This is a genomic window from Armatimonas sp. (assembly GCF_043757465.1).
Classification (GTDB): Bacteria; Armatimonadota; Armatimonadia; order Armatimonadales; family Armatimonadaceae; genus Armatimonas.
The window spans coordinates 59,838-81,035 of sequence record NZ_JAYVPL010000009.1; the positions used below are offsets into that span (position 1 = coordinate 59,838).

General features: G+C 58.3%; 16 protein-coding genes. 8 read left to right on the forward strand and 8 right to left on the reverse strand.

Features of this window, described 5'->3' with window-relative positions; translation table 11 throughout:
- Positions 1-4 precede the first annotated feature (4 nt).
- The 3 genes from ACH2ED_RS01455 to ACH2ED_RS01465 all read right to left on the reverse strand — a co-directional run bounded on the left by ACH2ED_RS01455 (position 5) and on the right by ACH2ED_RS01465 (position 7,454).
- Complete coding sequence (locus ACH2ED_RS01455) at positions 5-5,362, reverse strand: translocation/assembly module TamB domain-containing protein (RefSeq protein WP_395088414.1); 5,358 nt, start codon at positions 5,360-5,362, stop codon at positions 5-7.
- Positions 5,363-5,372: 10 nt separating this feature from the next.
- A complete protein-coding gene (lipA, locus tag ACH2ED_RS01460) occupies positions 5,373-6,344 on the reverse strand; it encodes a lipoyl synthase (protein ID WP_395088415.1) in 972 nt (323 codons plus the stop codon).
- Positions 6,345-6,983: 639 nt separating this feature from the next.
- Positions 6,984-7,454 (reverse strand): hypothetical protein, encoded by a 471-nt coding sequence (locus ACH2ED_RS01465; RefSeq protein WP_395088416.1) that lies wholly within the window; start codon positions 7,452-7,454, stop codon positions 6,984-6,986.
- Positions 7,455-7,502: 48 nt separating this feature from the next.
- Between ACH2ED_RS01465 and ruvA the strand changes: the two genes are divergently transcribed.
- The 6 genes from ruvA (at position 7,503) to ACH2ED_RS01495 (ending at position 14,085) form a co-directional block, all read left to right on the forward strand.
- Positions 7,503-8,135: a Holliday junction branch migration protein RuvA gene (ruvA, locus tag ACH2ED_RS01470; protein ID WP_395088417.1), complete on the forward strand. Its 633-nt coding sequence runs from the start codon at positions 7,503-7,505 to the stop codon at positions 8,133-8,135.
- A 4-nt stretch (positions 8,136-8,139) separates the two neighbouring features.
- Complete coding sequence (gene ruvB, locus ACH2ED_RS01475; protein ID WP_395088418.1) at positions 8,140-9,210, forward strand: Holliday junction branch migration DNA helicase RuvB; 1,071 nt, start codon at positions 8,140-8,142, stop codon at positions 9,208-9,210.
- A 102-nt stretch (positions 9,211-9,312) separates the two neighbouring features.
- A complete protein-coding gene (locus ACH2ED_RS01480; RefSeq protein ID WP_395088419.1) occupies positions 9,313-10,629 on the forward strand; it encodes a tetratricopeptide repeat protein in 1,317 nt (438 codons plus the stop codon).
- Positions 10,626-12,308, forward strand: a complete 1,683-nt coding sequence (locus tag ACH2ED_RS01485) for a tetratricopeptide repeat protein (protein WP_395088420.1) — start codon at positions 10,626-10,628, stop codon at positions 12,306-12,308. Before ACH2ED_RS01480 ends, ACH2ED_RS01485 begins: the two co-directional genes overlap by 4 nt.
- A gap of 60 nt (positions 12,309-12,368) precedes the next feature.
- Positions 12,369-13,658, forward strand: a complete 1,290-nt coding sequence (locus tag ACH2ED_RS01490; RefSeq protein ID WP_395088421.1) for an ABC transporter permease — start codon at positions 12,369-12,371, stop codon at positions 13,656-13,658.
- Between the two features lie 73 nt (positions 13,659-13,731).
- A complete protein-coding gene (locus ACH2ED_RS01495; protein ID WP_395088422.1) occupies positions 13,732-14,085 on the forward strand; it encodes a 2Fe-2S iron-sulfur cluster-binding protein in 354 nt (117 codons plus the stop codon).
- A 51-nt stretch (positions 14,086-14,136) separates the two neighbouring features.
- Here ACH2ED_RS01495 and ACH2ED_RS01500 read toward each other — a convergent pair whose 3' ends face one another.
- Positions 14,137-14,754: a hypothetical protein gene (locus tag ACH2ED_RS01500; protein ID WP_395088423.1), complete on the reverse strand. Its 618-nt coding sequence runs from the start codon at positions 14,752-14,754 to the stop codon at positions 14,137-14,139.
- 36 nt (positions 14,755-14,790) lie between these two features.
- On the opposite strand from ACH2ED_RS01500, the gene ACH2ED_RS01505 reads away from it, so the two are divergent.
- Positions 14,791-17,121, forward strand: coding sequence for an MFS transporter (locus ACH2ED_RS01505; RefSeq protein WP_395088424.1), 2,331 nt, complete (start codon positions 14,791-14,793; stop codon positions 17,119-17,121).
- Here the strand turns inward: ACH2ED_RS01505 and ACH2ED_RS01510 are convergent.
- Complete coding sequence (locus tag ACH2ED_RS01510; protein ID WP_395088425.1) at positions 17,114-17,596, reverse strand: glutathione peroxidase; 483 nt, start codon at positions 17,594-17,596, stop codon at positions 17,114-17,116. The two genes, ACH2ED_RS01505 and ACH2ED_RS01510, sit on opposite strands and share 8 nt — an antisense overlap.
- 53 nt (positions 17,597-17,649) lie before the next feature.
- Between ACH2ED_RS01510 and ACH2ED_RS01515 the strand changes: the two genes are divergently transcribed.
- Positions 17,650-18,123, forward strand: a complete 474-nt coding sequence (locus ACH2ED_RS01515) for a methylated-DNA--[protein]-cysteine S-methyltransferase (RefSeq protein ID WP_395088426.1) — start codon at positions 17,650-17,652, stop codon at positions 18,121-18,123.
- 9 nt (positions 18,124-18,132) lie between these two features.
- On the opposite strand, the gene ACH2ED_RS01520 is transcribed toward ACH2ED_RS01515, so the two are convergent.
- The 3 genes from ACH2ED_RS01520 to ACH2ED_RS01530 all read right to left on the reverse strand — a co-directional run bounded on the left by ACH2ED_RS01520 (position 18,133) and on the right by ACH2ED_RS01530 (position 21,179).
- Entirely contained in the window at positions 18,133-20,196 is a 2,064-nt protein-coding gene (locus tag ACH2ED_RS01520; RefSeq protein ID WP_395088427.1) for a sodium-translocating pyrophosphatase, read from the reverse strand.
- 195 nt (positions 20,197-20,391) lie between these two features.
- Positions 20,392-20,715 (reverse strand): hypothetical protein, encoded by a 324-nt coding sequence (locus ACH2ED_RS01525; RefSeq protein WP_395088428.1) that lies wholly within the window; start codon positions 20,713-20,715, stop codon positions 20,392-20,394.
- Positions 20,712-21,179, reverse strand: a complete 468-nt coding sequence (locus ACH2ED_RS01530) for a DUF1844 domain-containing protein (RefSeq protein ID WP_395088429.1) — start codon at positions 21,177-21,179, stop codon at positions 20,712-20,714. The genes ACH2ED_RS01525 and ACH2ED_RS01530 overlap by 4 nt, the downstream gene beginning before the upstream one ends.
- Positions 21,180-21,198: the final 19 nt, after the last annotated feature.

Genomic DNA, 21,198 nt, shown 5'->3' on the forward strand with positions numbered 1-21,198 from the left:
GGAATCAATAGCGAAATGTCCCCCGAAGAAAGAGCTGGCTATCACGCTGCTCGTTGGTGGAAGTGCCTAACTGGAGCCTGCTGCCGCGCCAGAGCTGTCCAATTTCGTAGTTGAGGCTATAGAGCTCGGGTAGGAGCTTGCCCGAGCCGCTGCGTGTCTGGAAAGTACGCCGAACCTCGATCGTGACTTTGTCCAAGGGCTCCGGTAGGCGACGAATAAAATAGAGATTGGCAAGTCCATCCAGGCCATAATCCAGTGAGATATCCTCCAGACCGAAAAACCTCCCAAACTGACCGGTGATGGGAGTAATGATCGCTCCAAATATCCCTCCGCTGACTAAGTTGGCTCCCTCGCGGAGGCCATCTTGGGTGAGTTGGGAGAGCACCTGAACCGGAAATAAGAGGGAGAGGATTGCGGGCTCACTCAAAGGGGGATCGGAGCTTAGTCGGATAAAATTAGGCTGCGGCTTGCCCGCCTGTGCCGTTGTGTCGCCCTGTTGTAGGAGGCCGTTGAAGCTGGTTGTCACGGAGATTCGCCGCCCCGCAAGCTCCTCGGGGATCTGGTTGCTCAGCCGGTTGGGATCGAAGGCGGTGGGGTTGGCACGCGATGATTTCACGGTGGAGCTACTTACCATGACTTTTGCGGTTGCTGTCACATCCTGGGCGCGCAGATCGAACTGGAGACGGTCTTGTCCCGCCTCGTAGCGCTTGGCATAGGTAAGGCGTAGCTCACCCCCACGCTGCACCGTGAAGGTCGCCAGAGGGTACTTGAGATAGCCGCCTGTCGGGGTCAGAACTCCTTCGATTTTTGGTGCCGCCAGATCGCCTGAAATAGTCACCCCACCCGTAGCTTTGAACTCCAGGAGACTCGTAAACGTCAGGCGGGCATCGCTTGCGGTCTCCAGCGCAATGGCAAAGCGGGGGTTGAAGAGAAGGGCGTTGTTCTGTGCCGACTCAGGGAGCGCATTGTTGGGATACCGAAAGCTTAGGTCCGAAAGCCTGAGGTTCTGGTTGGTAGCGGTTGCAATAGTGGGAGTGAGCAAGGGACCCTGAATGGAAATCTGCCCGTCTATCTCCCCCTTGAGTGCCTCCGCCAGCCCACCGCCAATCGTGCGTGTGAGTGCCTCATTCATCAAGAGGGCACTGGCGTTGTCCGTATCAAGCTGAAACCTCGTGAAGCGGGCCTTGAGATCAAACTCCCCCCGAAGTTTGGGCGCCTCCTCTGCCTGGTCTTTGCGGACAAAAAGGCGGGTGAAGTCTTCCAGGTTCTCGATACGGATCACCGAGCCGGGTTCCAGAACCAGCGTCCCCGCAGAAGGGAGCTGTGCTACAGGGATCACGGGGAGGGGCTTTCCACGCTCGGCCTTGGCTTGTGTGGGGAGCTGTGCCAGAGAGAGCTCCGCTTTCGGGAACCGGATTTCCTTGCCGGTCAGCTCCAAGGCAAGCTCCAGGCGCTGGATCGGGTTGATGACATCCCTGCCGAGGCGCTGGCTCGGATTGGGGAAGCGTGCCGAAGCCTCTGTCAGGCTGAGCTTCCCATCGAGTTCCGGGGCATTCAGGCTCCCCTTCAGTGTCAAGTTGCCACGGATGGTTCCGGCGAGCTGGGATTTCCCGGTACGAAAGTACTGGCTGAGTGTCGCGACCGTCAGACCCGCCGCCTCATCTAGGGCGGCATGAAGGCTGATCGGGCGGCTGGCCGCGATCCTGTGGTTCTCATTGTCGTAGGGAAGCTGGCCCTCAAAAGTGAGGATCTCTTTGGCATGGGTCAGGCGGCCATCGGAGAGGGTGATGTTCCAGTCCTGCTTGTTTTTTCCGAGGAGCTCGACTTGAAAACGGAGCTGATCCACGAGCAGAGGGGGGGCATTAAACTGTCCGGCATACCCGACCGTATCACCCAGGAGCAGGTTGTCCGCGAAGAACGATGCCGTTATTTTGGGAGTTTCGAAGGTGCCATCGGCGGCAATGGTCACCGCGGCTTTGCCTTGGACGGGTATAGGGAGCGCATCGGGTGCCAGGGTACTCACCAGGCCAAGGGGGATGGCGTTGGCGTCTAGGGTCAGATGGTATTCCAGGGGCTCTCTCGGATCGTACGGAAACCGCAGCCAGCTCTTGGTTGTCACTGACTCGCCGGTCTCAACGTCACGCCCTGGATGTCGGAGCAGGCGCAGGAGAGTTGGTTCATCGGTTTGGGCATCGGCAAAGGTGAGCGTTGCCGCATCTAGATCTAGCCGCTCATCTGTCAGCGTGGCGCTGACGGAGAGCTTACCTTGAACGGTCTTGGATATCCCCTCGGTTTGAATGCTCAGATCGGGGCTGGTCAGCGTGAACCGTGCGCGCCGATCCCGTGGGCCGTCCTCAGTAAGACGAGCCGCGACATTTCCGGTGAGTGCGACTGTCGCATCAATCAGGGGCGGGATCGTGTAGAGGGACTGGATAAAGTCTCGTCCTTCTGGTGTGCCGTCCAGGTGCGCGCCCTGGAGTAATTTGACAATCTTTTGAAAGTGAGCCTGTGTCAGCGTCAAGTCACTAGAGAGCTGCTTGGTTTGCAGGTCATAGCGAAGATCGGTTGCGGTGAGGTTTGTGCCCGTGTCGCCTAGCTGGAGCGCGACACGGGGCAGGAGTATTATCCCCAGTAGCGGCTTATCTTCGTCAATTTCTGGTGCGAAGCGAATCTCGTCGAACTCCAGCTTCGTGATGGGGAGCCCTATGATTTTTATGGACTTGGCGTCAGTGAGCTTGGCTGTAAATACCGGACGTTCTCGTGTGCCCGCGAGTGTCAGCGAGGCCGATAGAGTGCCCGTGATTCCCAGTTGCTTATCTGCCAGCCCTTCGAGCGATGTCAGTGTTTCTAGATTAAGCGCGTCCGCCTGGAGTGCTCCTGAGAGCTTGCCCTCAGTGGTAAGCTGCGCCTCGCCGGTAATGGTGCCTGTTGCGGTGTTGAGGGCTAGCTTTTGAACCCGGATCGCCTCGGTGTTGCGTGTGAAGGTGAGCGTGCCTCCTTCCAGAGGAAAGTCCGCTATCAGGAAGCGCCCCAGAGTGACATCGCCTTCGATTTGGAGGTCGGTGGTATCGCCACTGATTGTGGCATTGGCACTGCGGATAAACCCACTAACCGGCGGTTTTGCGATCCCTGTCCAGTCGAGATCCTCTAGGAGTGTCCGATACCCCGGTGTTATCTGGAGCCACTCTGGCGCGAAGCGCCCCGGCTCGTAACTAAGCTGAGAAAGCACGGTGCTCAGCTCTAGATTCTGCACCTTGGCGCTCAGATCGAGCTGGGCACTCGCTTTGTCTTTTGCTCCAGTGATCGTCCCCGCGAGCTCCGCGATTGCTGGGGAGCGTGATATCCGAAGCGGTTGCATCGGATCCAGCTCCACACGAATCTCACCCATGGAGAGGAGGCGCAGGCGGGCGCGCTCGGCATGGGCGGAATCAGCGACAAAAAGGCGGTTCTCGAAGCGGTAGCGCGGCTGAAGAACGGTGACATCGCGCAGGAGCAAGACGGGCGCGGTTTCCGTGCCCGTGAGCTGCGCTGAGCCCGAGAGCGTCCCCCCGACTCCCGGCAGGCCAAATGCATCCGCGAGCTGCCCCAGATCTGCTGCGACCAGATGGCCTTCCAGAGCAACCTGCCCCCCGATTTCTCCACTTCCAGAGAGACGCAGCACTCCACTCGTTCCCGCAAGTGTGCCATCAAGGACTTGGAAACGCTTCCCCCGCAGAGCGAGCTGAGCGCTGGCCGTAGGGAACTCTAGGCCGATAGCCCGCAGGTTCTTTATCTGAGCGAGTCCGCTTGCTGTGAGTATCGCTTTTTGAATCTTGCCTCGGAAATCCACATTAAGCTGGCCCCTCGGTGGGCTTTTGAGATTACTGAGGAGGGTAACACGACTGAGCTGGGCATCCCTTAGATAGGCCTCAAAGGTACCAGTATTTTGCTTTAGACTGTAGCTCCCCTGGCCAGTGAGCGTCCCCCCTCCTGAAAGTGTTGCGGTGAGGGTAGTGGCCTGAACCAGACCGTCGGCGTAGGTAACCCGAGCTTGGGCGGTGAGAGCGGGGAGTCCTTGCCACTGCCCTTCAATGCCCGAGAGGTGCGCTGTTACCTGTGGGTTTTTTAGAGGCCCCAGGAGAGTCGCGCCTTCGAGGCGTAGGGTTGGGCCAAGGCGTAGCTCTTTTGGAAGCTTGAGCGCGGGCAGGAGCGCCAGCCCTTTCCGGAGCGGCACCTGCGGCATCGTCAGAGTTGCGGCCACGTAGGGCTTCTCCGAGTCGAGTGCGGTTACCCGACCGGTGGCAAGAAAACTCCCCCCCAGTGCGTTTCCGGCGATGGCAGCTGTGAGCGTGCCGCTCCCGTAGGTCGCGCTTCCTGCCAGCTCGGTCAGAGGAAGCTTTGCGGGGGTTTTGACCAAGAGATCAAGCTTTCTGAACTGAGCCTCAATCTGGAAGAGAGGGGGGGCGCTTTTTTTTGAGGGGAGCAGCAGGGTGACCTGTGCATCCATACGCCCACGGATGACGGTCGCTTCGGGGCGCGGTTTCGTGGTGTAGCCTACCCAGTAGGGAAGATCCGCATCGCGCACGGTGGCGCTAAGACGAAGCAAGGGCTGCTCTGGACTCGGGCTGTCGGGACGTGGCCCCGGTGCGTTACGCCGTGCTGTGCCTTCGAGCAGAATCGGTCCCGCGAGGCGTGTTACGGTTGCCGCACTGGGAAAGGCACGTGCGAGGAAGCGCAGTGTGCGGGTGCCACTGAGATCAAGGGTGGCATCTAGGCGCTCCACACTATTTTCCTCTGCCCTTCCTGGGGCCCGCAAGCTGGCAAAGTCGCGGAGGCGCACGTGGGCATTGCGCACCCGAACACGGGTCTGGAAGGGGGGCTGCGTGGGATCGGGTAAGGTTTTTGGCTTGGGAAGGAAGTCCTCGACACTGAGCTTGCCCTCTGGTGTGCGGTAGACAAGCAGATCGGGACGCTCCACGACGATTTCCTCCACTCCGTTTTCGCTGAATTTACCTTGCTGGAGTGCTACGGGGGAGACGCTCATACTGAGCCGGGGCACGCGGATGAGCCAATTCTGCCCCGTCCAACGCATCTCATCGGTCCGCGCACCAAGCTCCAGCCCCTCCACAACAATGGGGAGCGACTCCTGGGTGAGAGCAGCACGCAGCGTGACGAGGCTCAAGTTCGGCGTGAGCTTGGCAAAATGCACGGGGCGCTCCAGCGCGATGCTCGCTTCCTGTTCCAGCAGAGGCTTGCTCTGAGCAAGCTGTTTGTCGAACCTCGCCAGCGTCTGCGGCCAAGCCCACAAGACGAAGAAAAGGGGCGGCGCGAGTGCTACCATCAGGGCAAGAACCCCATTGGTGGCAGCACCAAGGTATCTCACGCGGGACCTATCACACCACCGCCAGAGGAAGGCTCAGGCGGCGCGGCCCGGGCGTGGCGGGGCGTGGCGGGGGAATGGCACCGTCGAGGTACTTGTGCCGGAAGTCAATCGCGTTGTACGATGAGCGCACAAACGGCCCCGACGCAACAGAGAGAAAGCCCATGTTTTCGGCGAGCGCTTTGTAGTGCTCAAAACGCGTGGGGTGAATGTACTCCACCACGTCCAGATAGCCCTTGCCAGGCTTGAGATACTGCCCTAGAGTCACGGCGTCCACACCGGCGTCTTTCCAGTCCGAGAGCACTTCCAGAACTTCCTCCTCGGTCTCGCCCAGGCCCAGCATGATTCCGGATTTGGTGTAGATCGTGGGGGCGAGCTCTTTGACAGTGCGTAGAAAGTCTATTGAGCGTGCGTACTTGGCTTGCGGGCGGACGGTACGGTAGAGGCGTGGGACGGTCTCCGTGTTGTGGTTAAAGACATCCGGGTGGGCTTCGCAGACCGTCTCGATGGCGAACTTGCGGCCCCGAAAGTCTGGGGTGAGCACTTCGATACTGGTGCCGGGCATGGCGGTGCGCAGAGCGTTGATCACAGCAGCAAAGTGCGCCGCGCCGCCGTCGAGCAGCTCATCGCGATTCACCGAGGTGACTACGACGTGCTTGAGGTTCAGCTCGCGGGTTGCCTCCGCAAGTCGCTGTGGCTCCTCGGGGTCGAGGGGGGCACCGCGTCCTGTCTTGATGGCACAGAAGCGGCACGAGCGAGTGCAGGTGTCGCCCATGATCATAAACGTGGCGGTTCCTTTGCTCCAGCACTCCCCGAGATTAGGGCAGCGCGCCTCCTCACAAACCGTCACGAGCCGCTGGGAGCGCATCAGGTCTTCCACTTTGCCAATATCCCGGCTACGGGGTACTTTGATGGTCAGCCACTCGGGGATGCGGCGGTGGATCTTGGGCGCAAGATCAATCAGCTCGTTTTCAGACGTATTCACAACCTACAAGTCTACCGCCTGCGAGGCCATTTTTGCTACTTTAGGCGTGCCTTGGCGCGGAAGCTTCCGAGGCGCACCTGCCGCGCCCTTCAAACGCAGAGAGACGGAGCGTCTGAAAATAAAAGATCCTGTCGGATTTTTTTGATGTGCTAGGTCTTTAGCTCTAGTTTCCGGTAACTGAGGGGGTTCTCGCCTAGCGAGCTGGGCATGGATAGAAAGGGTACAACCAGGTATCTAACCACCGGGAAATGCTCAAACACTCCATGCCCACACCAGTATATCGAACGGCTCTCTTCATTAAGCCAACTTGTCCAACGACTACCGATTGGAACCAGTAAGGGCTTTACCAACTGATGATGGCGATGGTCATGATGGCGATGGTCTCAGGCAGATTTCTAGGGTCACGAGGAGCCGTCTTCCCCGCCTTGGAGGATCTTGGACTCACGCCCGATGTGGTACGTCGTTCCAGTGCCGCTCTAAGACCGGGACGGAGGGCCACTTTACTGTTGTCTACTCAGCGCATTTTGGCGACGATCCAGCATCAAACGCATCAGAATTGCTCTGGAAGGAGCGTTGTAGAAGTGAATCATTATGTGCTATCGAACAAGTCACAAAGATAGAGTTCGTTGAGCAACCAGATTAAAAGCTATTATTGTAGAGCCAGCCGTAGAGGATTCCTGTTGTTTCATCATAGCCTAGAAGCCAGTAACTACCCTCATTGGCACGATACTGAGCATTAAATTTTGTGCTTACGAAGAATTGCCACCCATGTTTTGGATCGGGCCGCCACCAAAAGGGAGGCTGTTGCCAGAACTGCGAGGGGACATTGGCCGTTGGATGTATTTCTTTTAGTCCAAGCTTTTGGGCAAGCAGGGTGATCAACTCAGGCTTGCTTGCGATACGCCAGAGCTGCTCATTTCTAAGCCATTGTCCGAAGTTGTACACAAATGCCTCTCCGGCTAGGGAGGGATTTTCACGCACCGCTTCCTGAACGACTTCAGGGAGTGGATCGGGATGGGCGGGCCAGTCGTGTTCCTCCAGATAGCCCATAAACAAAGGGATACCGATAACCAGCCCGGTAATGAGTACTATGCGAAACCATCTTTTCATTGCTGTTTTTCCGCCTTGCTGGTTCTGTTGCGAGTATAATTCAGAGTTATGATAGCGCAGCTTACAGGTAAAGTGGTGCGGGTGGCGACGCCCGTGGTGGTGTTGGACGTGAATGGGGTGGGCTACAGGGTCTCGGTGCCGCTCTCGGTGATCGAGCAACTGCCCGCCGACGGTTCCCCCGTGACACTTGTCACGCACATGATCGTGCGTGAGGATGATCTTAGCCTCTACGGTTTTTTCGAGGAGAGTGACCAAAAAGTCTTTGAGTTGCTTCTCACCGTCACCGGGGTGGGGCCGAAAGTGGCGCTGGCCTTGCTCTCGGCGCTTGGGGGCGATGGGATCGCGCGGGTGGTGAGCTCCGAGGACGCCAAAGCGATTGCCAAGACGCCGGGGATCGGGCCAAAACTAGCGCAGCGGCTCGTGCTGGAGCTCAAAGATAAGCTGATGGCCTTTGGCTTCAGCCGGAAAGTGGAGCATTTAGCAGCGAGCGCAACCGTGAAAGTGCGTAGCGCCAATGAGCAGCTTCTTGAGGATGTGAGTTCGGCGCTCACTAACTTAGGCTACAACAAAAACGACGCACTACGCGCCGCAGAGCTTGCGCTTACGGAAGCGCTCCAGACGGACAACAACCCGCCGTTCGCCACTGTGCTTCGGGCGGGGCTCAATCGCCTGACGAGGTAATACGATGGCAATTCAATCAAGTGGATTTGGTAGTAGTGGCAGCGGGAACGGGACTGAGCCGCCGGAGCGTCTTGTGGGCGGACGGAGCCAGCACGAAGATGAGGGCGAGCTGACGCTTCGGCCCAAGCGGTTGTCAGAGTACATTGGTCAGCCTAAGATCAAAGAGCGCCTCGGTCTCTCACTCACGGCGGCGAAGATGCTGGGGCAAGCCCTCGACCATGTGCTTCTCAGCGGACCGCCCGGCTTGGGGAAGACCAGCCTTGCCAATGTGATCTCCAATGAAATTGGTGCGAATTTGAAGGCAACCAGTGGGCCAGCGATCGAAAAGCCTGGAGACCTGGTTGCGATCCTCTCAAATCTTGAAGAGGGCTCGGTTTTATTTATTGACGAGATCCATCGTCTGAACCGGCTGGCCGAGGAGTTTCTCTATCCCGCGATGGAGGACTACGAAATGGACATGATCATCGGCCAGGGGCCCTCGGCGCGCACGGTGAAGATTCAACTGCCACGCTTCACGCTGATTGGAGCGACCACACGACCTGGGCTCTTGACTAACCCACTGCGGGATCGCTTTGGGATTCATGAGGCCTTTGAGTTCTACGGAGTAGACGACCTGAGCTTGATTGTCACACGGTCCGCTGGGATTCTCGGGGCGGCCATTGATGAGAGTGGCGCGGAGCAAATTGCGGGGCGCTCGCGGGGGACGCCGCGTATCGCCAACAGGCTGTTGCGACGTGCGCGGGACTATGCGCTGGTGAAAGGTGACGGGACGATTACGGCGGCGATGGCGGATGCCGCGCTGCGGATGTACGAAGTCGATGAGCTGGGCCTTGATGAGTTTGACCGTCGGCTCTTGCGGACACTAATTGATAAATTTGACGGAGGGCCTGCCGGGCTTGATACTCTGGCCGCGACACTACGGGAAGAACGCGATACCATAGAGGATGTGGTGGAGCCCTACCTGATGATGTTGGGATTTTTGAACCGAACCCCGCGAGGCCGTGTCGCAATGCGTGGCGCTTATGAGCACCTGAAGATTCCCTATGGCAAGGGGCCCGGGCTTTTTGACGGGTAATTTGATCGCTAGGCGGAGATTAAAACGATGAACTGTCCGGGATGTAGAGCACGTAATCCGATTGGCAATAAGTTCTGTCGCGAGTGTGGGCAGAAAATACCGTTGGAAGAGAACACCCTGGCCCAAGAAGAGGCGCAGCAAGCGGAGCTAGAGCGGGCACGTGAGCGTGCCGCACAGCTCCTCACAAAGGCGTTCGCGCTCTCCCAGCAAGGCAAGCCCGCTGAGGCGCTTCCTCTGGCCGAGGAGGCTGCCGAGCTTCTTCCCGCGTCCACGTCTGCGCTGACCCTGAGCTCGACGCTTTACGAGCGCCTTGGACAAAACGAGAAAGCCATTGCCATGATGGAGAAGGTCGTGGCTCTCAATCCCCACTCCGCTGTGGATATTGATAAACTGGACCGTCTACGGCGTGGGGTGCATCTGCTACCCAGTCGCCCTCCGCTGGCAGAGAAGGCTGAGGTCACCGAGCGGCGGTGGGTGCCTCTGGCTGCGGCGGTGGGGGTGGGAGCGCTGGTTCTTGTCGTCGGGGGGGCTGTGTTGGTGAAGTCACTTGGGAAAAAAGGCCCTGGCCCGCTTGTTGTGACCGAAGTGGGGAAGCCGGCAAATACTCCCGGATTTTTTTCCAATTCCCAACGCTATCCGGCTGCCCAACCGGGCGGCGCTGGCCCACTCTCGCCTCCCCAAGTTCCCTCACAGGTCTACCGAGATCCGTTTAAGCCTCTGCGGAATGCGACACCCTCCCCCCGTGATGGCGGAACCTATTCGTCGGAACCACGTTTGGGTCGTCCTTCAGGAAGTCCGGTCTTGCCGAACCCTCGCGACGTAAACCCTGGTTCCAATCTGGATCAAGGGGGGGGGATTCCACCCATGCCCGTGCCGGAAAATGGTGGCTTTCCCCGGCGCAATGGGGGTGGATTGCCTCCTCTGGGCGGTGTGCAGGGAAACCCCGATCCCATTCCTGCGGGGCCTCCACCTTCTAATCCTAATCCCAGTATCCCTGCATCTAATCCGCGGAGCAACAGTGAGCCGCCCGCGGAAAACTCAGGCTATATCCGTGTCCGTGAGCACACTGCACCGTCAGGCGGCAGCGGAGCGAATCGAACCTCCGCGCGGGACGGCGATGCAGCAGCACGTGGCAGTGATCCTTTGCTACGGGCACAGACCTTGCAAGCTTCGGGGAAGTACCGGGAGGCGCTCACCTCGTTCCGTGAGGCACTCTCTACAGGAACTGCTGTGGGCGAGGTGCAGCAAGGCATTGCTCTGTGCCACCAGCGGCTTGGCGAGAAAGCACCTGCGCGTGCTGCGTACCAGCAGGCAATTTCTGCCTTTGAAGCACAGGTACACGCAGGGCGGAGCGTGGATCAAGCAAGCCGTGGGGTCGCGGCATGCCGTGCCGCTCTGGATGTATTAGGAAATTTATGAAACGACGTTCGTTTTTACTGGCTGGTGTAGGGCTTGCCGCTCTTCCCGTTACTGCCGCGCAGCCGCGCCCACTGGTCTTAATCTTTCCCACGTCCCTAGGGCGGCTTGCGGCGGTAACTCAGGAGAAAGCCGGTCCCGATGGTCTTCTGGATGGGGATCGCATCAACCTGGCTGCCCTGGCGGTGCGAAATCAGCTTGAGGAAGAAAAAGTTGTTGTGACTCTACTCTATGACAGCAACGATACCTACTTTAAAAAAGCACTAGAGAGCGCAAAAATAAAGCTGGCTCCTGGAACCGAACCGGATGAAGCACTTCGGCTTAAGATTGGTGCGCAGGTTGGGGCACACTATATACTGACGGTCTTCTCGCGGCTCTCCGTGGAACAGCCACAGACAGCTAAACCTCTGAAAGTTCCTGAGCTTAGCGAAAAAGAAAAGAAAATTGCCGAGACACAGGGACAAAAGCCGCTGGAACAGGTTAATCTAACCACACCAGGGATGCCCACGGCACCGACACTAGAGCTAGAGGCGATTGAGATCAAGCCAGGAGCAAAGGCAGGGCGGCGCTGGCAGGATAAGATTGCAATGGCTGCGGCCAACGAGGGCGGTCGTCGGCCTGCGGGGAGTATTCCCAATGGAATGCAGAGCGCTGCGCGTACCCTGGTCTATCGGTTTCTAGGGGGACCGCTACGCGAGTTTAGCCGAAATGCTGTGGATCCTTCTCTCCTTCCGCCTCCAAGTGTCCCAAAGCCTCCTGTGGTCGAAGTACCCGCTACCGATTTTGATGCGGAATCCGCGCGTCTTCAGAGAGAGGGGATGGATCTTCTGAGTCACGACAAGGTGCCCGCCGCGATTGTTCTTCTTAGGCAGGCAGTGAACTATCAGCCGCGCGCTGCCACTCCCCGCCTCCTACTGTCCCGTGCCTATCTCCAGGCACGACGACCGGGGGAGGCAGCCAGCGAGGTACGCCGTGCGCTGAAACTGGCGGAGGCGACTACGCCAGAGCAGCGTGCGGAGCTCACCCGCCTTTTGGCACAATCTCTGGTGGAAGATGGTGATATTGAAGGAGCAACCCAGCTTTTCAATCAGCTCCTGGCAGAGAATCCCGCTAGCACGGAAGCGCGCATGGGATTGACGGAGCTACTGTTAAACCGAGGGCAGAATGAAGCCGCTGAGATCCAGTACCGACTGATTCGGGAGCGAGACCCGGACAGTATGGAAGCAGGGCAGGGTCTGGCACGTTTGCTTCTGGCGCGGGGAGCACTAGAGGATGCGATCAAGGAAGCCCGTAGTAGTACCCCGCCCGTACGCCATCTCATGGCGACTCTGATCTTTGTGGAGACCGCCAACGGGCTCGCCGGACGCATGGTGCAGAACCGAGCTGCCTGGGAAGAGAATAAGATCAGCCGGGAGGTTTTCTACAAGGCCGCGACCACACAGGCAGGCCGTGCGAAGCTACTTGCCGAGCTGCTTACAGCCGCACCGCCTATCGAAACGGCTGCCGATATCGTCAAGAGGGCACACAACCGACGGGTTCTGGCTGCCAACTTGCTCTCACAGGCACTGGGAAGCCTACAAGGTTTTTTGGAGACTGGGGAGATCGCGGGCGGTGTGCGTGCCCGAACCCTCCTGAATGAGTTCTATACCGAGATGAAGGATGCTCAGAGTCCTAAAGTCTGACGTAACTAGAGGTGTGATTTTCTTGTCTCTGGTGATGTGCACTTTTTAGAATCTCTTCGTGTGGCAATAACGGCGCTGGTCGCCAATAAGCTTCGTTCCCTGCTGACGATGCTTGGTGTGATTATTGGGGTTGGTGCGGTGATCATCATGATCTCCATCATCCAGGGAGCGCGCCAGAAAGTTGTCAAAGACTTCAATGAAAATGGCACCAATGTGGTGTTCGCTTTCTATGCCCCTAAGCGTGAGAAACGTAATCTGGGTAAGTTCGAGGGGCTGACTATGGATGATGTGGCGGCGATCGAGCGTCGCGCTACACTCATCGAAACCATCGTCCCTCGGCTGGACGGTCCCGCTAAAGTGGTTCGAGGTAAGAAAGACTTCAATGCCAAGGCCGTCGGCGCTACGGGTGATTATCTTTCAGTGAATCCGATAAAAATGGAGCAGGGGCGCTTCTTCCTAGGCAATAGCCTGAGTCTTAAAGGGGCGCTTGATGCCGTTGCGGCACAGCAAGCCAATGAGCTACAGGTCGCGCAGGGGCGTCTGCTGGGCGTTGACGATCAGCAGACCTGGGCTAAAGTCTGCGTGATCGGGGATAAGGTAAAAAAGACGCTCTTCGAAAGAGACGAGGAGGTGCTAGGACAGGTGATCACCGTGAGCATTGGGCAGGCGCGCCTGCCACTCACGATTGTAGGAGTGCTGGAGTACAAGGGCAACAATAACTTTGGCGATGGCTCCCCTGATGAACAGATTCTGATTCCTTTTAGTACGATGCAGAAGCGCTTCAGTGGCAGCCGCATCGTTGCCATGCTCTCGGCTCGCTCCAAGGGGGACGGCACGGCGGAGGCTGCTGCAGATCAGATCTTCGCTATTCTGAAGGCGCGGCATCCTGAGCAAGCACAGGACTTTATCATTGACACGCAAGAAGGGCTCCTCAAGCGCCTGGATCAAGTGCTGATGGTTTTTCAGATTGTGCTAGGCGGTGTCGGGTTTCTTTCACTGCTCGTGGGGGGGATCGGGATCATGAATATCATGCTGGTCTCGGTCACGGAGCGCACCAAGGAGATCGGGATTCGCAAGGCGGTGGGAGCCAAGCGCGCCGATATTCTCCTACAGTTCGTCACGGAGAGCATGACGGTATCAGGGTTTGGAGGGCTGCTCGGAGTCGCATTTGGCTACGGGATCTCCGCACTGATTGGTTTAGCCATGAAAGACCAGCTCCCCACGTTTGTCCCGCTCTGGGCCGCGGGCCTTGGCTTCGGGTTCGCCGTGAGTGTCGGGATGTTCTTTGGCATCTACCCCGCTGTGCGCGCCTCAAAACTTGATCCTATCAATGCGCTACGCTATGAGTAGGGCAGGTGAGGGAGGAAACACGGATTAGTTTCGTGAATAGAGTAGCATTCCCTCAGGAGAAAAATACTCACCTATGCCCAAGCTAACTGTTGAAGGCCATGGCACGTTCGACGTGCCGGAAGGCAAGAAGCTCGTTCTGTGTATCGAAGATGCCGGGATCCCCATCCTGCACCGCTGTGGCGGCGTCCCCGCCTGTACCACTTGCCGTGTTCAAGTGCGAGAAGGCGATGTGCCGCCGATGTCCGACGAGGAAGAGTCCGCTCTGGAAGACCCGGAGCTGATCGCCACGCACCGGCTGTCTTGCCAGATTCGTGTCCAGAGTGATCTAGAAGTCGCTGTCTGGGGGACTGTCGGCAACGAAGCGCGCGGCGCGTTCTTCACCGATGGAAAAGTCTTCGACAGTGCCGGTGAGCGCCCCGCCGACTAAGCATTCAGCGTGATTTTTGGGAGCCGTCGCAGCTTTTGAGACGGCTTTTTTTTAGGAGAGAGCAGCTTCGCAGGCGGCAAAGATCCTCTCTAAAACCCCCAGAAGACCCGGTAAATCTGTGATGGAGTAGGGGGACGTTTCAAAAACCTCGCCCGAGAGAGCATAGCGATAAAATTGCCAGGTATTTCCGTTGGTGACGATTCCGTAAACATCGCACAGCTTTTCTGCTTTGTGGTTGTTCCAGCGGCATGCATGTAGCTCGGCAAGGCACTGAGCGGTGCCTTGCTCAAAGTCGTCTTTTTTCGCTTCAACAGCACACAAGAGCGGCGTCTCTAAGTAGTCGCGACGCGGTGCGACTAGATAGTCTGCGAAACCCGTGAGTGTGTCGGTAGCGAGGTTTGCTTCTTTCCAGATACGCAAGGAAGTGTGGCGAACTCCCACCTCGGTCAAGAGAGCATCGGCGATCATCACCCGCCCGGCCTCGGAGCTGCGTGTGGCGAAGGTTTCTTGAACGCGCTGAAGGTGCTGCTCAAGAAGCTCACTTGCAGGAAGGGGGGAGGCCTCGGGCTTCCAGGGAGTCAGGATATTGAGCTGAAGAAGTTTGAGAGCTTCGGCTAGGTTGAACTCTGCAAAACCCTTTCGGTGCGTTCGTCGCCGCTTTCCATCCATGCGGAAATTATACCGCAGGGCGTATACTGACGGAGTATGCAAGGTGAACCCGAACCGATCTCACGCATGGAGGCGCTCCGTGGCCTGCGCATCTCGACGCAGGAAGCACTCTGGGCGACGGTTTTTGTGGTCTTCACGGGCGGTGCGTTCCAGATTGGGTTTGCACGGCATCTCGGGGCAAGTGACTTTGTTCTCGGGCTGCTCGCGGGGTTGCCCGCTGCTGTAGGACTCCTCCAGATTCCCGCCTCGCTCTATATCGAGCGGCGCGGTGAGCGCCGTCAGTTTGTGGCCTTCTCGGCGGGAGCAGGTCGCTTGTTGCTCGCAGTGCTAGCACTTGTGGCGCTCTTGCCAATTTCTGATGCACTCAAACTGGTCGCGTTTCTGATTCTGCTAATTCTCTCCTCAGCGCTTCTCACGATCACAGTTCCAGCGTGGACGAGCTGGATGAGCGATTTAGTGCCCGGGGATGCCCGGGGACGCTACTTTGCTGGGCGCAACCGCCTGGCTAGTATTGTCGCGATGCTGGCTCCGCTGCCCGCTGCCTGGCTACTTGATAGGCTCAAGCCGGAGATAGGGTTTCCGTTGCTCTTTGGTCTGGCTGCGATCCCTGCGGTAGTCTGTTTTTTTCTTATTCTGCGTCAGCCCGAGCCTCCAATGGTGCGGGAAGTCGAAAAGACAAATCCCCTGAAGTCTCTCAAGGCTCCGTTTGCCGATCCTAGCTTCCGGCGCTTTCTGGCGTTTGCAGGAACGGTTGTAGTGGGCCAGTCGCTGGCGGGGCAGTTTTTCATGGCCTGGCAGGTGGATAAAGCTGGGCTGGAGCTGCCGTATGTTGTGGTGCAGCTGATTGGAGCCGTTGCCTCGGCGGCGAGCCTGGCGACCATGCCGCTCTGGGGGTACCTGGCAGATAAGTACGGCGGTCGGCCTGTGCTGATGATTGGGAGCTGGTTGGTGTTGATCAGTCCGATTCTCTGGTGCTTCACGTTTCCCGGTCAAAACTGGCTCAACTACCCGCTCATGGTCACGATGAATATCGTCTCCGGGGCAGGCTGGGCGGCGGTGGGCCTGACGCAGTTTAACCTGCTGCTCTCGATGACCCCCGATGACAAGCGCGGCACCTACGTTGCGGTCTTCTCGGCGTTCACGGGAATCATTGGCGGCGTCTCTCCGATTGTGGGAGGAGCGCTCATGACCGTTTTTGCCGATCTTCGCCTCCCCTTTGGGCTGAATAACTACAAAGTGATGTTTCTAATTACCGATGTGGTCCGCGTCGCGGCGCTCATCTTACTGCACCAGCTTAAAGTGGAGGACAGCCAGACGACGCGCTTTGTGCTGGGACAGCTCGTTGGCACGGGGACAATGGGGGGCTTTCGGCGGGCACAGAAGCTCGCTAAGACTACCGATGCGGAGGCACGTGAGGAGACGGTACGTGAGCTAGGGGAGCGCAAGTCATCGCTGGCGGTGGAGGAGCTAATCGAGGCGCTGGATGACGTCGCCCACGCGGTGCGCGCAACGGCGGCGCGGGCACTGGGAGAGATCGGGGACACACGGGCCGTGCCAAGCCTCACGGCTAAGCTCTTGGATCCGGCTGCGGCGGTAGGCGAAGAGGCAGCGCACTCACTAGGGTTTTTAGGAGACTGGTCGGCCACCTCAGCACTGGAAGCCGCTGCGCGAGGGCCGAACGCTACCGTGCGCGTGGCCGCCCTACGGGCTCTTGGCCGCCTCGCCGACCCGTCGTCCGCTCCGACTCTCATTGCTGCGCTCAACCCGTCGCGCCCAACGCGCTGCGAGGCGGCTTGCACGGCACTGGCCGCAATCGGCGAGAACCTGCGCCCGGAAGATACGACCGAGGCGCAGCAACGCTTGCTGGCATTACTCGTTCCCAGTGTGGATCAGGGAATGCGTCTGGCTGCTGCGCGCGCCCTCGAAAAGCTCGCCTCCGCACTACCCAACGCCTTGGAGACGGTCTCACAGAAACTCACCGCAGAAACCGACCCCGCTGTACTTGCACGGCTGGCCGTGGCACTCTCACGGCTCGTGATTGCCCACGCCACGGAGCCAAGCACCCACTTTCCCTTTTTGCTGTCCGTTGCGCGGCGGCTGGAGGGAAGCGGGCTGGCCTACTTACAAGCCCTCTACGCCGCCGCCGATACAGTCTTGCCGCCTGGCACACTCTACCCTCTGCTCTCCCTCAAAGGAATGGCTCGTGATGAGGCGCTGCATAAGCTGGTCGCGGATAAATCCCTGCTCGAAACCTACAGCCTCGGACACTACACGGAGTTAACAAAACGCCTCCCCAACCTGGTTCGCCACGACGACGATTCCACGGCGGAGGAGGCGCTTTTAGCACTGTTGCTACTGTCTATTTAAGCGCGGCTTCGAGGGCCGCGACTATCTTCGGATCATCGGGTTTCATTGCGGCGGGGAAACGAGCGATGACCTCGCCGTTCTTGCCGATGAGAAACTTACCAAAGTTCCACTCGATATCGCCGCCGTTAGGTTGTGGCAAGCCCGTAAGGTACTTGTAGAGCGGGTGCTGGTCGCTGCCCTTGACACTGATCTTATGGAACATGTCAAAGCTGACTTTGTAGTTCAGGCTGCAGAACTGCTTGATCTCCGCTTCAGTACCAGGCTCCTGCGCACCAAAGTTGTTGGCTGGGAATCCCAGAACCCGAAGCCCTTTGGCCTTGTATTTTTTGTTGAGTGCCTCAAGCTGCTCGTACTGCGGGGTCAGGCCGCACTTGCTGGCGACATTGACCACCAACACCACTTTGCCTTTGTAGCTTTTTAGCGGGACGTCTTTGCCGTCGATGTTCTTCATCGTGAAATCGTAGATAGATGCCATGGTTAACTCAAATCCTTCAGAAAAACATACCACACTTGCGCTACAATGGTTCCATGTTCTATGCAGAGACCTTCGAGACCCGCTTTGGCACGATGACGGTGGCTGTGGATAGTGACGGGGCGGTAGTATCCCTAGACTTTAGCGGTCAAGCGCCTCAAGGGAGCGAACACGATCCTCTGAAGACCCGGCAGGCTAAACGACAGATTCAAGAGTACTGCGACGGTGAGCGCACGGAGTTCGATCTGGCTCGGGCACCAGGTGGCACAGAGTTTCAGAATCAAGTCTGGAACGAAGTGGCACGGATTCCCTACGGTCAGACACGCACCTACGGCCAGATCGCTGCTGCGGTGGGCAATAAAGACGCCGCCCGCGCGGTAGGGGCCGCTAGCGGAGCCAACCCCATTCCCCTGATCGTGCCTTGCCACCGCGTTATCGCCGCCGATGGTGGGCTAGGGGGATTTGCCTACGGCACGGGGGTGAAGTCCCGGCTGCTCGCCTTCGAGAGCGAGCAACCGAGCCTGTTCTAGCCCGCGAACTTACCGATTCGCGATCAGCGGCGCAATGAGCAAGCTGACGACGCTCATGACCTTGATGAGAATGGAGACGCCTGGACCCGACGTATCCTTGAACGGGTCACCGACAGTATCCCCGACGACGGCGGCTTTGTGGGCATCGCTGCCTTTATCATGGCCATCAAGCCCGCCTTTTTCGATGTGCTTCTTCGCATTATCCCAAACTCCCCCGGCGTTTGCCATGAAGAGGCTGAGGGTGGAACCGACGGCGAGTGCGCCCGCGAGCAGACCCGCAAGTGCTTCAGGCCCCAGGAAAAAACCTGTGAGGGTGGGGGCGAGGATCGCCACGAGGCCAGGCTGGATCATCTCAATCAGCGCCGCTTTGGTGGCGATATCCACGATATGGGCGGGCTCAGGATCCGCAGTGCCCTGGAGCAAGCCAGGAATTTCCTTGAACTGCCGGGCGATCTCGATCACTATCTTCTGGGCTGCATGACCAACTGCAAGCATCGTGGATGCACCTACCCAGAAGGGCAGAATCGCTCCCAGAAGCAACCCAATCAGGACTGTGGCATCGGTGAGCTCGATATGGAAGGGCGCTCCACGTGCGTGACTGATCTCCATCGAGTAGGCCGAGAAGAGCGCAACCACTGTTAGGGTCGCGGAGCCAATCGCGAAGCCTTTGCCGATTGCGGCGGTCGTGTTGCCCACGGAGTCGAGCTCGTCGGTGATATCGCGGACTTCTTTTCCCAGGCCACTCATCTCGCTGATGCCACCCGCATTATCCGAGATCGGGCCGTAGGCATCCACGGTCATGACGATTGCAGTTCCGGCTAGCATCCCGACGGCGGCCATTGCCACGCCATAGAGGCCGAGCTGGGCATTAGCGAGAAACGTGACTCCACAGAGAATCACCATCGGGGCGATCACGGACTCCTTACCCACCGCGAGGCCGTGGATAATATTAGTCGCCGCGCCGGTAAGTGACGCCTCCGCGACCTTGTGCACGGGCTTGTGCGCCGTGTAGTACTCGGTAATCAGGCCGATAAGCGCCCCTCCGATAGCACCCGCTGCGAGGCAGAGCGTGATCGCTTGCGTGGCTCCTAGAACTTGCATAAGAATGGCGGAGACAAGTGTGAGGGCGATAGGAGGGACAATCAGACAGCTCCGAAGAACATTGGCGGGTTTGTGATTGCGAAGTGCACGTGCCAGGAAGATTCCCAGAATACTGATTGCAAGCCCGACTCCCGATAGAATGAGCGGAAGCGCCGCCCCCAGAGTGCGCTCGGCTTCGTCGCTGAGCCCCGGCGCGATATTCTTGAGGTGCCCCATGTCGTTCGTGGTCAGCGCAATGGCTACCGCGGAGACAATCGCCGCCACCATGGATTCATAGATATCGGCACCCATGCCCGCTACATCGCCGACGTTATCTCCCACGTTGTCGGCGATCACCCCGGGGTTGCGAGGATCGTCTTCGGGGATTCCCTCGATCACCTTCCCGGCGATATCGGCCCCAACATCGGCGGCCTTGGTGTAGATTCCTCCCCCAATGCGGGCGAAGAGCGCGATACTGCTGGCCCCGACCGCAAAGGCATGCAGTGTTGAGTTGAGAGTGGGCGTGTTCCGCAAGACAAAATAAAACCCTGCAAGCCCAATCAGCCCCAGCCCCGCTACCGCTAAGCCCATCACGGCTCCGCCATCTAGTGCGATGAGTAGGGCATTGGGTTTACTGCCACGTCGTGCCGCCTCGGCGGTTCGGACATTGGCCAAGGTCGCGGCTTGCATCCCGCAAAAACCTGCGAGCAGAGACAGAAAAGCACCCAGTACAAAGGCGCCACCCGGAAGCCAGCCTAGAGTTGAGCCCAGGGCCAGAAAGACGACAAGTGTATAGACGGCAAGCACCGTGTACTCGCGCTTGAGAAACGCCATTGCTCCTTCACGAATATACTTCGCGATACGGTTCATGGTCTCCGTACCACCAATGGGTTGCCGCTGGACATTCCAGTAAAAAAAGAAAGCAAATGCAAGCCCGATCAGTCCAATCACCAGGGGCGAAAGAAGCCAGGGGGTGCTAAGTTGTCTTACCAAAGGGCAGACCTCCTTGTTGAGAAATCGCTAATTATTAAATCGCTGCAATTCTTGCGCCAGACTATCGCATAGTAGTGATGAGGCGGCGAAACGGGGAACGGCAGCAACCATAGGTGCCGAGAGAGAGTATACTCGACTTTGTGAAAAATTCCCCTATCTTTTAGGAACTCAGCCTGTGATATTTTTCATGTATTTTTAATGGGCTAGTTTCCACGCCACAAGAGCTTCCTGGGTGTCGAGGAGCCGTCCCATAAGCGCACCGCTATCCTGAGTCAGGAGAGCCGCGAGGGATTCGGCGCAGTAGAGGCTCTCGAACTCCTCCTGAACCCTGCCGGAGAACTCCACCGCGAGGGGGGGGAAGTGCTCTGACATCCAGGCCCGCAAGAGCGTGTACTGCGCTTCCATGAAGGGCTTAGAGTAGCCCACGTGCGCGGCATCACAAATCAGCTCGACCAGATCGCTAAAGCGAGCCTCAAATGCGTCGGGAGTCAGAAGTGTCGGGGAAGAGGCTAGCCTCATCCCCGCTTACTCTGCTCCACAAAATTGAGCTGAAGATCGCTGATCATTGCCTTGAGTGGCAGTCGCTCTTCAGGGGCGACATGTGGCTCTAGCTGATCAGCGAGGAACCCAACCGTATTAATGGCCATCTGGGCTTGTGCCAGATCTTTTTCGATCTCACCCGTCATTGGGTTGGCGACAAGGCCCATACGCAGCCACGCCAGATTGCGTAGCTCGCCCATGAAGAGGGCAAGTACGGAGCGCACATCGGGTATCTCACTGCTTTCCTCGCCGTCGGGATCTCCCACGCTGTCACTGTCACTGTCACTGTATCCTTCGTGAGGATCGTAGAGAGTTGGTTCAGGTTCAGTTACGGGCGCAATGGGGAGTGTGGGAGTTACCACGGGGGCGGGAGCCACTTCCTCGGTACTCTGACGGCGGCGATCACGGAAGGTAAAACCTTCCTCCTCTTCTTCTTCGGGCATAAGGGATTGTAGCACGCGG